This is a genomic window from Stenotrophomonas sp. YJH_SMC_54, from assembly GCF_059368435.1.
In genome coordinates this window covers 31,704-45,868 of record NZ_JCAFRS010000005.1, presented here as the reverse complement: position 1 = coordinate 45,868, position 14,165 = coordinate 31,704, and the positions used below count along the sequence as shown (strand labels likewise).

The 14,165-nt window shown below is 67.3% G+C and carries 10 protein-coding genes and 2 tRNA genes; 10 read left to right on the top strand and 2 right to left on the bottom strand.

The window, feature by feature from the left end:
- The first annotated feature begins 2 nt into the window (after positions 1-2).
- Both metX and AC5P5S_RS07325 read left to right on the top strand, forming a co-directional pair.
- A complete protein-coding gene (gene metX, locus AC5P5S_RS07330; RefSeq protein WP_043035339.1) occupies positions 3-1,115 on the top strand; it encodes a homoserine O-acetyltransferase MetX in 1,113 nt (370 codons plus the stop codon).
- Complete coding sequence (locus tag AC5P5S_RS07325) at positions 1,116-1,460, top strand: DUF1294 domain-containing protein (RefSeq protein ID WP_062607432.1); 345 nt, start codon at positions 1,116-1,118, stop codon at positions 1,458-1,460.
- A gap of 92 nt (positions 1,461-1,552) precedes the next feature.
- On the opposite strand, the gene cydC is transcribed toward AC5P5S_RS07325, so the two are convergent.
- Both cydC and cydD read right to left on the bottom strand, forming a co-directional pair.
- On the bottom strand, positions 1,553-3,226 hold the full coding sequence (cydC, locus tag AC5P5S_RS07320; protein WP_043035341.1) for a thiol reductant ABC exporter subunit CydC: 1,674 nt from the start codon (positions 3,224-3,226) through the stop codon (positions 1,553-1,555).
- Positions 3,223-4,968: a thiol reductant ABC exporter subunit CydD gene (gene cydD, locus AC5P5S_RS07315; protein ID WP_495276298.1), complete on the bottom strand. Its 1,746-nt coding sequence runs from the start codon at positions 4,966-4,968 to the stop codon at positions 3,223-3,225. The genes cydC and cydD overlap by 4 nt, the downstream gene beginning before the upstream one ends.
- Before the next feature lie 228 nt (positions 4,969-5,196).
- Between cydD and AC5P5S_RS07310 the strand changes: the two genes are divergently transcribed.
- The 8 genes from AC5P5S_RS07310 (at position 5,197) to pgaB (ending at position 14,164) form a co-directional block, all read left to right on the top strand.
- Positions 5,197-6,786: a cytochrome ubiquinol oxidase subunit I gene (locus AC5P5S_RS07310; protein WP_005410352.1), complete on the top strand. Its 1,590-nt coding sequence runs from the start codon at positions 5,197-5,199 to the stop codon at positions 6,784-6,786.
- Positions 6,787-6,801: 15 nt separating this feature from the next.
- On the top strand, positions 6,802-7,953 hold the full coding sequence (gene cydB / locus AC5P5S_RS07305) for a cytochrome d ubiquinol oxidase subunit II (RefSeq protein ID WP_005410353.1): 1,152 nt from the start codon (positions 6,802-6,804) through the stop codon (positions 7,951-7,953).
- Positions 7,954-8,011: 58 nt separating this feature from the next.
- Positions 8,012-8,128 (top strand): cytochrome bd-I oxidase subunit CydX, encoded by a 117-nt coding sequence (gene cydX, locus AC5P5S_RS07300; protein WP_005410354.1) that lies wholly within the window; start codon positions 8,012-8,014, stop codon positions 8,126-8,128.
- A 55-nt stretch (positions 8,129-8,183) separates the two neighbouring features.
- Positions 8,184-8,260, top strand: a tRNA-Pro gene (locus AC5P5S_RS07295).
- Between the two features lie 140 nt (positions 8,261-8,400).
- Positions 8,401-8,477 (top strand) — tRNA-Pro (locus AC5P5S_RS07290).
- Positions 8,478-8,698: 221 nt separating this feature from the next.
- A complete protein-coding gene (locus AC5P5S_RS07285) occupies positions 8,699-9,904 on the top strand; it encodes a CynX/NimT family MFS transporter (RefSeq protein ID WP_033832954.1) in 1,206 nt (401 codons plus the stop codon).
- Between the two features lie 344 nt (positions 9,905-10,248).
- Positions 10,249-12,276 carry a poly-beta-1,6 N-acetyl-D-glucosamine export porin PgaA gene (gene pgaA / locus AC5P5S_RS07280; protein ID WP_062607434.1) on the top strand — a complete coding sequence of 676 codons (2,028 nt, stop codon included), beginning with the start codon at positions 10,249-10,251 and terminating at the stop codon, positions 12,274-12,276.
- 1 nt (position 12,277) lies between these two features.
- The gene (gene pgaB / locus AC5P5S_RS07275; RefSeq protein ID WP_062607436.1) at positions 12,278-14,164 is read left to right on the top strand and encodes a poly-beta-1,6-N-acetyl-D-glucosamine N-deacetylase PgaB; all 1,887 of its coding nucleotides are present in this window, start codon (positions 12,278-12,280) and stop codon (positions 14,162-14,164) included.
- The last annotated feature ends 1 nt before the right edge of the window (position 14,165 follow it).

The following is a 14,165-nucleotide window of genomic DNA, read 5'->3' as shown; positions in this document are numbered from 1 at the left end:
GCATGACCGAATTCATCCCGCCCGGCACCCGCTTCCACGCCCTGCCCTCGCCCTTCCCGTTCAAGCGCGGCGGCGCCCTGCACGGCGCGCGCGTGGCCTATGAAACCTGGGGAACACTGGCGGCCGACGCCAGCAACGCGATCCTGATCGTGACCGGCCTCTCGCCGGATGCACACGCGGCAGCCAACGACGCCAACCCGGCAGCGGGCTGGTGGGAAGGCATGGTCGGACCCGGCAAGGCGATCGATACCGACCGCTGGTTCGTGGTCTGCGTGAACTCGCTGGGCAGCTGCAAGGGCTCGACCGGTCCGGCCTCGCTCAACCCGGCCACCGGCCAACCGTATCGTCTCGACTTCCCCGAGCTATCGATCGAAGACGGCGCGCGCGCCGCGATCGAAGTCGTGCGCGCCCTGGGCATCGAACAGCTGGCCTGCGTGGTCGGCAATTCGATGGGCGGCATGACCGCGTTGGCCGTGCTGATGCTGCACCCGGGCATTGCGCGCAGCCACGTCAACATTTCCGGCAGCGCGCAGGCGCTGCCGTTCTCGATCGCGATCCGCTCGCTGCAGCGCGAAGCGATCCGCCTTGATCCACGCTGGAATGGTGGCCACTACGACGACGACGCGTATCCCGAGTCCGGCATGCGCATGGCGCGCAAGCTGGGCGTGATCACCTACCGCTCGGCACTGGAATGGGATGGCCGCTTCGGCCGCGTGCGGCTGGATTCGGACCAGACCGACGACGATCCGTTCGGTCTGGAATTCCAGGTGGAAAGCTACCTGGAAGGCCACGCACGGCGCTTCGTGCGTTTCTTCGACCCCAACTGCTATCTGTACCTGAGCCGCTCGATGGACTGGTTCGACCTGGCCGAGTATGCCGATGGCGATGTGCTGGCCGGGCTGGCGAAGATCCGGGTGGAGAAGGCGCTGGCCATCGGCGCCAACACCGACATCCTGTTCCCGGTGCAGCAGCAGCAACAGGTCGCCGATGGCCTGCGTGCCGGAGGCGCTGACGCCCATTTCATCGGATTGGAGTCACCGCAGGGTCACGACGCCTTCCTGGTCGATTTCGAGCGTTTCGGCCCCGCCGTGCGCGGCTTCCTCGACGCGCTGTAAGTGGCGTGGCGGCGTAACCTCGCGTTGGCCGCGTTCGGCGCGTTGATCGCGCTGATGGTCAGCGGTGTGCTGCCGCTGTGGCTGGGCGGCTGGTGCATGCTGACCAGCGCGGTGTCGTTCGCGCTGTACGGCCAGGACAAGCGCGCGGCGCAGCGAAAGCAATGGCGCATTCCCGAACGCACCCTGCAAATGCTGGCCTTTGCCGGTGGCTGGCCGGGCGCGCTGCTGGGCCAGGCGCTGTTCCGACACAAGCACCGCAAGGCCGCATTCCAGTGGGTGTTCTGGTTGTGCGTGCTGGCCAACGTGGCCTCGATCGCGGTGATGCTGCGCGAGTTCTCGCGGTAACCGTTCGAATGGGTAATGCCGGCCGCTGGCCGGCAATTCCGTGTCCGTATCAGGCGCCATGAGGTTGCCGGCCAGCGGCCGGCACTACCGGTTCACGCTTCGCGGACCAGAGCCCCGTCGCGCAACCGGTACTGCGCATCGACCACGCCTTCGGGCAGGTCGTCGTGGGTGATCATCAACAGGCTGCGCCCGTCCAGCAAACCGGAAAGGTCCTGCAACAGCGCGCGTGCGGTATCCACGTCGAGGCCTTCGGTCGGTTCGTCCAGCAGCAGGATCGGCGCATTGCGCAGCAGTGCACGGGCCAACGCCAACCGCCGCGCCTGCCCGGCCGACATCGTCGCGCCGTTCTCGCCCACCCAGGCCTGCAGGCCGCCGTTGCGCTCGGCCCATTCGCCCAGGCGCACGCGGCGCAGCACCGCCCACAAGGCGGCGTCGCTGGCATCGGGATCACCCAACCGCAGGTTCTCGGCCACGCTGCCGGCAAACACCGGCGCGTTCTGCGGCAGCCACGCCAGTTGCCGGTGCCATTCGGCCTGGGCGAAATCACGCAGGTCGCGGCCACCGTAGGTCAGCCGTCCCTGCTGCGGATCCCACAGCCGCAGCAGCAGGCTCGACAGCGTGGTCTTGCCACTGCCGCTGTCGCCGCGAATCGCGATGCGTTCGCCTGGCGCCAGGGTCAGCTGCAGGCCGGACAACACCGGCCGCGCGCCGCCTGGCCACTGGAAATGCACGTCATCCCAATGCACGCGCGCAGCCGGCGGCACCACCTGTGGCGCCTGCGGATCGTCCACCGTCGGCGGTTGCTCGACGATCGCCTGCAGGCGATCGGCGGCAATGCGCCCGGACTGCAGCGACTGCCAGGCCAGGCCCATGCCGGCCCACAGCTCGACCAACGCCACGGTGAGGAACACCAAACCTGCGGCCATTTCCGGTGCGATGCGCTGCTGCTCGGCCGCGTGCAGGGCCAACGCCAGCATCGCCACCAGGCCCAGCCCCGCCACCAGGCCGTGCAGGGTCGAGGCCGCGATCAGGCGCCAGCGGCGGCGGCGGTCACGCGAGGCCAGCTGCTTGGCTGCCACGCGCACCTTCAGCTGCCACGCTGCATCGGCATGCAGCGCGGCCAGGTCACCCGCACCTTCCAACCCCTCAAAGGCCGCGGTGCGCAATGCGGCACGGTGCGCGGCACGGTCGGCCTCTTCGTCGTCATGGCCACGCACGCCCAGCCACGGCACGCCGAAGGCGATCAGCAGCGCCAGCACCGCCAGCAGCACCGCAGCCGACGGCAGGATCAGTGCTGCCGAAACGATCGCGACCAGCGACAATCCGCCCAACGCCAGCAGCGGCCCGATCGCACGCACCAGCAGGCCGTCCACTTCACCGATGTCGCCGAGCAGGCGCGCCAGAAGGTCGCCGGTGCGCGTAGCCCCCAACCGTGCGGGTGCCAGCGGCAACGCGCGGCGGAAGAACCACACGCGCAGGTCGCGGGCGATGCGCAGCGTGGCGTCGTGGCCGACCAGCTTCTCGAAATAGCGCGACACGATGCGCGCCATCGTCAGCCCGCGTATGCCCGCGGACGGTGAGAAGAAGTTGAAGCCTTGGCCGAGGCCGGCCGCACCAGCCAACGCGGCGGCGGTGAGAAAGCCACCGGACAGGCCGAGCAATGCGGTGCCGGCCAGCATGGTGGTCCACAGCAGCAGCACGGTCAGCAGCAGGCGCGGCCGATGGCGCAGAAACACCGCGCGCAGCGAATCAGGCGAACGGCTCATGCGCGCACCGCCTGTGCCGGTTCGACCAGGCGCCCTTCCGGCAGCAGCAGGCAGCGGTCGGCCCAGGCGATCACCGCCGGGCTGTGGGTGGCGACCACCACACTGCGACCCCGCGCATAGGCAGCCAGGCTGCGCAGCAGTGCGGCCTCGGTATCGGCGTCGAGAAACGCGGTGGGTTCGTCCAGCAACAGGACCTGCGGGTCGCGCAGCAACAACCGGGCCAGGCCGATACGACGGGCTTCGCCGCCGGACAGGCCGAAGCCACGTTCGCCGATCACCGTGTCCAGGCCCTGTGGCAGGCGCTGTGCGAACTGCAGCACCTGCGCGGCCTCGGCCACCGCGCGCAGCCGCGCATCGCTGGCACCGGGATCAGCCAGCCGCAGGTTGTCGGCGATGCTGCCGTGGAACAGGTAGGGGCGCTGGCTGGCATAAGCCACCTGCACGCCAGGCCGCAGCTGCAGCTTGCCGGCGCGCGGCGGCAGCCAGCCGGCCAGCGCTTCCAGCAGGGTGCTTTTACCGGAGCCGCTGGGACCAACCAGGGCCAGGCGCTGGCCCGGCTCCAGCCGCAGGTCCAGATCCTGCAGCACATCCTGCGGCGCGCCCAGCGGGCGCAGCACCAGCCCTTGTGCCTGCAGCGGCGGCAACGCGGCCTCGGCCGGCTCCACCGCCAGCGGTGCAACCTCGTTCTCGACCAGGCCCTGCTCATCGGGCAGCGACTGCAGCAGGCGCTCCACTTCGGCGGCGGCGGCCAGTGCATTGGCGCGATCATGGTAGTGCGCGGCCAGCCGTCGCAGCGGCGCATAGAATTCCGGTGCCAGCAGCAGGCAGAACAGCCCCGCACCCAGCGTCGGCACCGCTGCATGCAGCGACATCATGCCCAGATAGCTCAGGCCCAGGTACAGCGCCACCATCGCCACGCTCACCGAGGCGAAGAATTCCAGCACCGTGGACGACAGGAAGGCAATCCGCAGCACCTTCAGCGTGCGCACGCGCACGCCTTCAGCGGCGGCCTCGATACCCTCCAGCTCGGCGTCACCGCGGCCATACAGGCGTAGCAGGCCCAGGCCCTTGATCCGGTCGGCGAAATGGCCGCTCATGCGTGCCAGCTCACCCAGCTGCGCACGGCCGGCCGCTTCGGCGCCCCAGCCCACCAGCATCATGAAGAACGGCACCAGTGGCGCGGTGAACAGCAGGATCAGCGCCACCACCCAGTCCACCCAGGCCACCGCGGCCAGGATCAGCAGCGGCACCACCACCACTTCAGTGCGCACCGGCAGGAAGCCGCTGTAATAGCTCTCGATCGCATCACCGTGATGCAGCATCAGTTCGCCCAGTTCGCCGGTGCGGCGCTGCCGCAGCCACAGTGGGCCGTGGCCCAGCAGGCGTGCGAACACGCGTTCGCGCAATGCCAGGCGTGCGGCGTCGGCCACGTCACCGGCGGCGGCCTGGGTGGCGCTGCCCAGCAGGGTGCGCAGCACCAGGATCACCGCCAATCCCGCCAGCACCGGCAGGCCAGATTCCAGCGGCACGCGCTCCACCAGCACCTGCTGCACCAGCCAGGCGATGGCGGCAGCCTGGCCGATCAACAGTGCGCCGGACAGGCTGATGCACAGCGCGGCCAGGCGCTGGCGGCCCCGGGCGGAGCGTGCCAGGTCGGCCAGCCAGGCCGTGCGCACACGCCGCTGGCGGGCGGTTTCAGCTTCCGGGGACAGGCCATCAGGGGTCGTTTCGGCAGCGCTCAAGAGGTCTTCACGGGCAACGGGGGAGACACGGCATTGTAGGCGCAGGCAATAGCCCGCCCCTGCGGCCGGCGGTCGCAGTCTTCATCAGGTTGGCATACGATCAACCGGGGCACCTGTTCATACATTGATCTGGATCAAGGCTGTTTGAAGTAGTCGGTCACATCATTCACGTCGTAGACCACCCTTCCCGCCACCTGCAACGGCACTATCCAACGAGGTAGCCAGGCCATGATTGATCAGACAGTCGTAGAACTGTCGCGGCTGCAATTCGCGCTGACCGCGATGTACCACTTCCTATTCGTACCGCTCACCCTCGGCCTGTCCTTCATGGTGGCCATCATGGAGAGCGTGTATGTGATGACCGGCAAGGAGATCTGGCGCAGGATGACCCTGTTCTGGGGCGTCCTGTTCGGCATCAACTTCGCCATGGGCGTTGCCACCGGCATCGTCATGGAATTCCAGTTCGGCATGAACTGGTCCTACTACAGCCACTACGTGGGTGACATCTTCGGTGCGCCACTGGCCATCGAAGGCCTGATGGCGTTCTTCCTGGAAGCGACCTTCGTCGGCCTGTTCTTCTTCGGCTGGAACCGCCTGAGCAAGGTCAAGCACCTGATGGTGACCTGGCTGATGGCGCTGGGGACCAACCTGTCGGCGATCTGGATCCTGGTGGCCAATGGCTGGATGCAGAACCCGACCGGTGCGGTGTTCAACCCGGAAACCATGCGCATGGAAGTGGTCGACTTCATGGCGGTGGTGTTCAACCCGGTGGCGCAGGCCAAGTTCGTGCACACCGTCAGCGCCGGCTACGTGACCGGTGCGGTGTTCGTGATGGCGATCAGCGCGCTGTTCCTGCTGCGCAACAAGCACAAGGACCTGGCCCGTCGTTCGTTTGCGGTGGCCGCGGCGTTCGGCCTGCTGTCATCGCTGTCGGTGGTCGTGCTGGGTGACGAGAGCGGTTACGCCGCCAGCGAACACCAGAAGATGAAGCTGGCCGCGATCGAAGCGATGTGGGAGACCGAGCGTGCGCCGGCCGACTTCACCGCCTTCGGCATCCCGAACCAGGAGACCCACCAGAACGACTACGCGGTGAAGATCCCCTACCTGATGGGCCTGATCGCCACCCGCTCGTTGAACCAGCCGATTCCCGGCATCCTGGAACTGGTCGAGCGCGCCGAACACCGCGTGCGTGGCGGCCAGCTGGCCTACGGTGCATTGGAACGCCTGCGCGCCAACAAGAACGACGTTGAAGCGCGCGAGATGTTCGACCGTCACTGGCAGGACCTGGGCCACGGCCTGCTGCTCAAGCGCTATCGCGATGACATCCTCAACGCCACCCCGCAGGAAATCTCGCAGGCGGCGATGGACACGGTGCCGCGCGTGATGCCGTTGTTCTGGACCTTCCGCGTGATGGCCGGCCTCGGCTTCTACCTCATCGCCTTCTTCGCCCTGGCCTTCTACTACTCCTGCCGCAACAATTTCCAGGACAAGCGCTGGTTCCTCAAGCTGGCCCTGTGGACGCTGCCGGCGCCGTGGATCGCGATCGAGTGCGGCTGGTTCGTGGCCGAGTATGGTCGCCAGCCGTGGGCGGTCGATGGCGTGCTCCCGACCTTCTATGCAGCATCGGGGCTGGCCCTGCATGAAATCGTGCTGACCCTGGCCGGCTTCACTGCCATCTACACCGCGCTGATCGTGGTCGAGATCAAGCTGATGCTCAAGGCGATCCGCAAGGGTCCGGACGAGGTGCTGCCGTCACTGCAGTCGCCCCAGCCGCATGCTTCCCACAATGCCTCGGCGCCGGCCGCCGGCCAGGCCTGAGGCAGGAGAACCAAGATGGATTTCATTCTTCTGGACTACACCACGCTGCGCGTGATCTGGTGGCTGCTACTCGGCATCCTGCTGATCGGTTTCGCCGTGATGGATGGTTTCGACCTGGGCGTGGGCACCCTGCTGCCCTTCGTCGCCCGCAACGACGCTGAGCGCCGGCTGGTGATCAATACCATCGGTCCGGTATGGGAAGGCAACCAGGTGTGGCTGATCCTGGGCGGCGGCGCGATCTTCGCCGCATGGCCGCCGCTCTACGCGGTCAGCTTCTCCGGGTTCTACCTGGCGATGTTCGTGATCCTGTTCGCGCTGATCCTGCGACCGGTCGGCTTCAAGTTCCGCAGCAAGATGCCCAGCGAGCGCTGGCGCAACACCTGGGACTGGGCGCTGTTCATCGGTGGCTTCATCCCGGCGCTGATCATGGGCGTGGCGGTGGGCAACGTGGTGCTGGGCGTGCCGTTCCACTTCGATGACAGCATGCGCATCTTCTACACCGGCTCGTTCTTCGGCCTGCTGATGCCCTTCGCGCTGCTGGCCGGCCTGCTCAGCGTGTCGATGCTGGTCGCCCACGGTGCCGCCATGCTGGTGCTGAAGACCGACGGCCCGGTGGCCGAACGTGCGGCCCGTTTCGGCAGCATCGCCGCGATCATCGCCTTCGTGCTGTTCGCGGTGGGCGGTGCCTGGGTGGCCTTCGGCCTGCCGGGTTACCAGATCACCTCGCAGGTGGTCACCGACGGCGCCACCAATCCGCTGCTGAAGACCGCCGAACTCGGCGCCGCCGGTGGCTGGATGCGCAACTACAGCGCCATGCCGGCCACGATCCTGGCGCCGCTGCTGGGCCTGGCCGGACTGCTGGCCAGTGCGGTACTGCTGCGGGCCCGTCGCGGCGGCCTGGCCTTCATCGCCTCGGGGGCCGCCATCGCCGGCATCATCCTGACCGTCGGCTTTGCGATCTTCCCGTTCCTGCTGCCGTCCTCGAGCCAGCCCACCTCCAGCCTGACCGTGTGGGACGCCTCGTCCAGCCACCTGACCCTGTGGATCATGCTGCTGGCCACGGCGGTATTCCTGCCGATCATCCTCGCCTACACCACCTGGGTGTACCGCGTGCTGAAGGGCAAGACCACCACCGAAGAGATGGGTAACAACCCGAACGCGTATTGATTGCTTGCACGTGTGCCGACCAACGGTCGGCACCTACCCGGAATGAAGGAGACTGATCATGTGGTATTTCGCCTGGATTCTCGGTGCCGGCCTCGCCTCGACGGTGGCCATCCTCAACGGCATGTGGTTCGAAGCCCGCGAGCAGAACCGCATCGAGAAGGAAAATCGTCGCTGAGCTGTAAAAAAGCCTTGCCGCCTTGGCCTTCACACGGTATCTTAGGCGGCTCCTTCGGGGTGTAGCTCAGTCTGGTAGAGCGCTACGTTCGGGACGTAGAGGTCGCAGGTTCGAATCCTGTCTCCCCGACCACTTCGGTGGTCGCATTGAAGCCTGGTGAAGTCGTCCAGGCTTTTTTGTTCCCTGAAGTGGCACTGCTTCGGCAGTGTGAAGAAAACAGCATTCACCCCTTGCCGCCATCGGGGTGAATCGCTAGAATAGGCGGCTCCCTTCGGGGTGTAGCTCAGTCTGGTAGAGCGCTACGTTCGGGACGTAGAGGTCGCAGGTTCGAATCCTGTCTCCCCGACCACTTCGGTGGTCACCAAGAAGCCTGGAAGACATCACTGTCCTCCGGGTTTTTTTGTATCAGGCACCTGGCCGCCCGCATGACGGGACCTTGCCGGAGCCCGCACGTACAATGGCCGCGCTGCCGGCCCGCCAGCAGCCCCTCCCCCACCTGCCGCTTCGGCGTAGACCGATGCCGGCGCTGCATGCCATTGCCCCGGCGTGCGACACCTGCAAGGACCACCGATGAGTTCCTCCACTTCCGATTCGCCGTCGCTGCTGCACGGCCGCGTCCTCGCATTCGCCGCGATCCTGCTGGCAGCGATCAACCTGCGCACCGCGGTCACCTCGATCACCCCGCTGCTGGACGTGCTCGGCCAGCAGTTCGGTTTCGGTACCACCATGACCGGCGTGCTGGGCATGCTGCCGACCGCGTCGTTCGCACTGTTCGGCGTGGCCACGCCGGCGCTGGCGCGGCGCCTGGGCCTGGAGCGCACCACGCTGCTGGCGATGGTGATGGCGATGGCCGGCCTGCTGCTGCGTTCCAGCGCCGGCAACGTCGGCACGCTGCTGTTGGGTTCGGTGGTGGCACTGGCCGGCATGGGCATCGGCAACGTGGTGGTGCCGCCGCTGGTGAAGCGCTATTTCGCCAACAAGGTCGGCACCATGAGCACGCTCTACATCAGCGTGCTGCAGCTGGGCACCATGCTGCCGGCGCTGCTGGCGGTGCCGGTGGCCAACGCCGCAGGCTGGCGCGTGTCGCTGGGCATGTGGGCACTGCTGGCACTGGCCGCAGCATTGCCGTGGCTGGTTCTGGCCAGGCGCGCACCGAAGCCGCAGGCAGATGCCACCGACCCGGCCGCACAGCCGCATGGGAAAGTCTGGCGCACCTCACTGGGCTGGAGCATGACGCTGATGTTCGGCATGACTTCGCTGATGACCTATTCGATGTTCACCTGGCTGCCACGCATCGTGGTCGAGGCCGGCGGCACACCGGCCTTTGGTGGCGTGATGGTGGCGGTGTTCTCGGCGCTCGGGCTGCTGCCGTCGCTGGTCATTCCATCCATGGCAGTTCGCATGCAGAACCCGTTCCCGCTGGTGCTGATCGGCTTCTTCTCGTTCGTGATCGCCTTCACCGGCCTGCTGCTGGCACCGATGAAGGCCCCCCTGCTGTGGGCGTGCCTGCTCGGCGTCGGTCCATCCACCTTCCCGCTGGCGCTGACCCTGATCAACCTGCGCACGCGCACCCCCACCGGCTCGGCGGCACTGTCCGGCTTCATGCAGGGCGTGGGTTACAGCTTCAGCTGCCTGGGGCCGTTCCTGGTCGGCTGGCTGCATACGGTCAGCAACGGCTGGACGCTCCCGTTCAGCTTCCTGTTCGGCTGCGCCACCCTGATGCTGTGCGCCTCCTGGGTGGCCTGCAAGCCGCGCAAGCTGGAAGACCTCTGGTAAGCCGCGCAGGGCCTCGCAACCGGCCCTACCTACCGCTCGTCAGCCCGTCTGCGCATTTTGACACCGGGCTGACAATTCCGGGCGGATAGTGCCCACGAATGCCCATCCTTGCCGCGTGCCGGCATCGGGCATGGGGGCGGCAGCGCCGCCCAGGCCGCCATTCGGTGTGCGGGGGACTCTCGTTTCAGACAAGACATTGCAGGTCGCTGTCCGGGTTTGTATCCGTCCTTGCTGGACGGGAATGCACGAAGGGAGTGACGCGGGCCACGGCCACGCCAAAAGCTGGCATGTGATGTGCGTCACATTTCTCAGGTTGTCTGGTTCGGAAGCCAAGGGGGTCCCCAATGGTTGTCCACCGCCGGCTGGCGCTCTGCGTCGGCCTTGCCTGTACCGCCCTGGCCTGGGCCAGCAGCGCTGCCCCGCCTGACCGCGAGGCGGCCCTGGCCGAGATCGGCCGCTACCGCGACCAAGCCCGCTGGCTGGATGCCCTCGGCGCGATCGAGCGCGCCAGCCAAGAGCAACCCAACGACGACCTGCTGTTCAAGCTGCGCGTACTGACCCTGGGCGACATCGGCAACGCCTGGCGCGCCTGGGAGCTGTACCAGCAGCGCCCACAGCTGTTCGACGCTGCACAGAAGCAGCGCATCGAAGGCGACTACCTGGCCAAGCTTGTGGTCTGGAGCCTGGCCTACAGCAGCAGCGAAGACAGCCGCCTGGAAGAAGCCGAATCGACCCTGGCGCGCATGCAGCGCTACCTGGGCAGCGAAGGCACCCCGCCCGCGCAGGCGCCGCTTCGCGTCCGCATGGACCGGCTGATCCTGCTCAACCGGCTGGGCCGCCATGCGCAGGTGCGCGAGGAAGCCCGCGCACTGCAGGCCGAAGGCCATGCCCTGCCCGACTATGTGCTGCCTGCGGTCGGCGATTCGCTGATGGGCACCCTGCATCCGGAAGAAGCCATACCGGTGCTGCAGGCGGCAGTGGCCGGCGACCCGACACGCGATGCTTCGCACTCGGAACTGGCCTATGCCTACCTGGAGAGCGAGCAGCAGGAAAAGGCGATCGACCTGCTGCAGGCCTGGCGTGACAAGGAGCCGGCGTGGCGCTGGAGCAACGGCAAGTCACCGTACGCGAACTGGTCACGTTACGAGGCCGACCTGAATCTGGCGATGGTACGCGCCTACAGTGGCGACCTGCGCACCGCACAGCACGACCTGGAATCGATGGTCGACATCGCACCGGGCAACGGCGGCCTGCAGAGCGCGCTGGGCAGCGTGTACATGATGCGCGGATGGCCACGCATGGCACTGCAGCGCCAGCAGATGGCACATGCGCTGGACCCTCGCGACATCGAGCCGCGGCTGGGCATGGAGGAGGCCTACGTCGCCCTGCAGCGTGATGACCTGGCAAGGCCACTGCACGACGATCTTGTCGCACACTACCCGACTCAACCCGCCGTCGAACGCATGGACCAGGCCTGGCGGGCGCATCGCGGTTGGCAGCTGAAGGCATGGACCGACATTGGTCGCAGCTCCGGCGGTGGCGGCACCTCGCCGCTGGGCAACAACGACCGTCACTACGGCATGGAAGTGCAGACACCGGTGCTCGACGACCGCTGGCGGTTGTTCGCCTTCGCCGACAGGCGCTCGGTCGACTTCCAGGACCAGCGCATCGACCCGCTGTGGCTGGGCGCGGGCGTACGCTACCGCTTTGGCCAGCTGGATGCGGAAGCGGCGGTACTGCGCGCCAACGACCACATTGGCGATACCGGCCTGCGCATCGGCGTGGGTTGGCAGTTCAACGATTACTGGCATGCCGGGCTGGTGGCCGCACGCAATGACCCGGAAGCCTCGATGCAGGCGCGCGTGGCGGGCATCACCGCTGACAGCGTGAGCGCGCAGGTCGACTACCGGCGCAGCGAGCTGACCCACTGGATGTTCGGCGCCAGCCGCTTCCGCTACGACGACGGCAACCACCGCGAGCTGTTCAGCACCAGCATCGAACAGCGCCTGCTGACCCGCCCGCGCTGGTTGATCGACGGCCTGGCCAGTGCCTACACCAGCCGGGGCAGCCGCGACGACGCGCCCTACTTCAACCCGAAGCGCGACCGCATGGTCGAGATCGGGCTGCGCATCGACCAGCAGCTGTGGCGGCACTACGAGCGCCACTTCCGGCACCGCCTGACGGTCTCGCTGGGTGACTACTGGCAGGACGGCTTCGGCAGCGCTCTGGTCCCTTCGGTGTCCTACATGCACGAGTGGCAGCTGGGCCAGGGCCGCGTGTTCGAGTACGGCGTGCGCTGGTCGCGGCCGGTCTACGACGGCCACCGCGAGCGTCATATCGGCTTCGAAGCCGCACTGCGCTGGGGAGAGTGACATGGCCCGCATCCTGCGACTGATCGTGCTCCTGCTGCTGGCCGCCACGCCGCCGGCGTTCGCGCAGCAGGCCCTGCATCTCGATGCCACTGACAACGGCCTGCTGATCCTCAGCTACCACGACATCCGCGACCGGGTCGCGGCCAAGGGCGACGCCGACACCTACGCGGTGAGCACGCAGAACTTCGCCGCGCACCTGGATTGGCTGGGGGCACACGGCTACCACCCGGTGTCGCTGTCGCAGGTGATCGACGCCTCCCAGGGACGCGCCACGCTGCCACCGAAACCGGTACTGCTGACCTTCGATGATGGCCTGCGCAGCGTCTACGACAAGGCGTTCCCGCTGCTGCAGGCGTACCGCTACCCGGCGCTGGTGGCAGTGATCACCGATTACGTGGACATGGCGCCCGGGCGCACGATCGACTATGGCTACCGGCCGTTCGGCCACGATGACTTCGTTACCTGGGCGCAGCTGAAGCAGATGCACGACAGCGGCCTGATCGAAGTGGCCAGCCATACCGACGACCTGCACCACGGAGTGCTTGCCAATCCGCAGGGCAATTCGACGCCAGCGGTGGTCACCCGCATCTACCGGCCGGCCACGCGCAGCTATGAGAGCGAGGCGCAGTACGAGCAGCGCCTGCGCGCCGATCTCGGCCGCAGCGTGCAGCGCATCCAGCAGCACCTGGGCGTGCGCCCGCGCGCCATCGTCTGGCCGTACGCCGCCTACAACCAGTTGAGCAACGACATCGCCGAACAGCTGGGCATGCCGGTGTCCTTCGATCTGGAAGGCCGCAGCACGCCAGTGGCCAGCGACCTGCATGGGCTGGCGCGCTTCCTGGTCAGCGACAACCCGACCGTGGAGGGCCTGGCCTACGAGCTGCGGCGCGACGTTGCGCTCGACGGCATCCGCGCGTTGCAGGTCGACCTGGATGATGTGTACGACCCGGACCCGGCGCAGCAGGGGCGCAACCTCGATGCGCTGATCGAGCGGGTCAAGCGCATTTCGCCCACCCACGTCTACCTGCAGGCGTTCGCCGATCCGGACGGCAACAACACCGCCGATGCACTGTACTTCCCCAACCGGCACATGCCGATGCGCGCGGACCTGTTCAGCCGGGTCGCCTGGCAGCTGAAGTCGCGCGCGGGGGTGAAGGTTTACGCATGGCTGCCGGTGCTCGGCTTCGAGCTGCCCGACCCCGTGCAGCGCAAGGCACTGGCGATCGACAACGGCGATGCCGACGGCATGTACCGGCTGGACTTCACCAATCCGAAGGCACGCCAGATCATGCTCGACATCTACGAGGATCTGGCCGTCAACTCGTATTTCGAAGGCCTGCTCTTCCATGATGATGGCTACCTGCGCGACACAGAACTGCCCACGCTGGCGGCCGGCGACGATGGCAGCGCTCGCACCCGGGCGCTGATCGACTTCACCCTGGCCCTGCGCGACAGTGCGCAGCGTTGGCGGCCGAAGCTGGCCACAGTGCGCAACCTGTACGCGGAGCCGGTGCTGCGTCCGCAGAGCGAGGCCTGGTTCGCGCAGCGCCTGGACCTGTTCAACAAGGCCTACGACCAGACCGCACTGATGGCGATGCCGTGGATGGAAGGCAGCAGGCATCCGGAACGCTGGCTCGACCAGCTGCTGGCCGCGGTGCGTGCGCACGATCCCCAGTTGCAGCACACCCTGTTCGAACTGCAGACCGTCGATTGGCGCAGCGGGCAACCGATTCCCGCCGAGCGGCTGCGCGCGCAGATCCGCCAGCTGCAGGCGCACGGCGTGCACCACTTCGCCTGGTACCCGGATGACTTCATCGCCGGCCAGCCTTCCACCCATGATGCCCGCGCGGCGATGTCCGCCGGCAACTTCCCGTACCCGGAGAAGTGAC

What these genes read in the sequence shown, in the direction of transcription:
- AC5P5S_RS07310 (WP_005410352.1), top strand. Translation starts at nt 5,197, where the DNA reads ATGATTGATCAGACAGTCGTAGAACTGTCGCGGCTGCAATTCGCGCTG.
- cydB (WP_005410353.1), top strand. Translation starts at nt 6,802, where the DNA reads ATGGATTTCATTCTTCTGGACTACACCACGCTGCGCGTGATCTGGTGG.
- AC5P5S_RS07285 (WP_033832954.1), top strand. Translation starts at nt 8,699, where the DNA reads ATGAGTTCCTCCACTTCCGATTCGCCGTCGCTGCTGCACGGCCGCGTC.
- pgaB (WP_062607436.1), top strand. Translation starts at nt 12,278, where the DNA reads ATGGCCCGCATCCTGCGACTGATCGTGCTCCTGCTGCTGGCCGCCACG.
- metX (WP_043035339.1), top strand. Translation starts at nt 3, where the DNA reads ATGACCGAATTCATCCCGCCCGGCACCCGCTTCCACGCCCTGCCCTCG.
- pgaA (WP_062607434.1), top strand. Translation starts at nt 10,249, where the DNA reads ATGGTTGTCCACCGCCGGCTGGCGCTCTGCGTCGGCCTTGCCTGTACC.
- cydX (WP_005410354.1), top strand. Translation starts at nt 8,012, where the DNA reads ATGTGGTATTTCGCCTGGATTCTCGGTGCCGGCCTCGCCTCGACGGTG.
- cydC (WP_043035341.1), bottom strand. Translation starts at nt 3,226, where the DNA reads ATGAGCCGTTCGCCTGATTCGCTGCGCGCGGTGTTTCTGCGCCATCGG.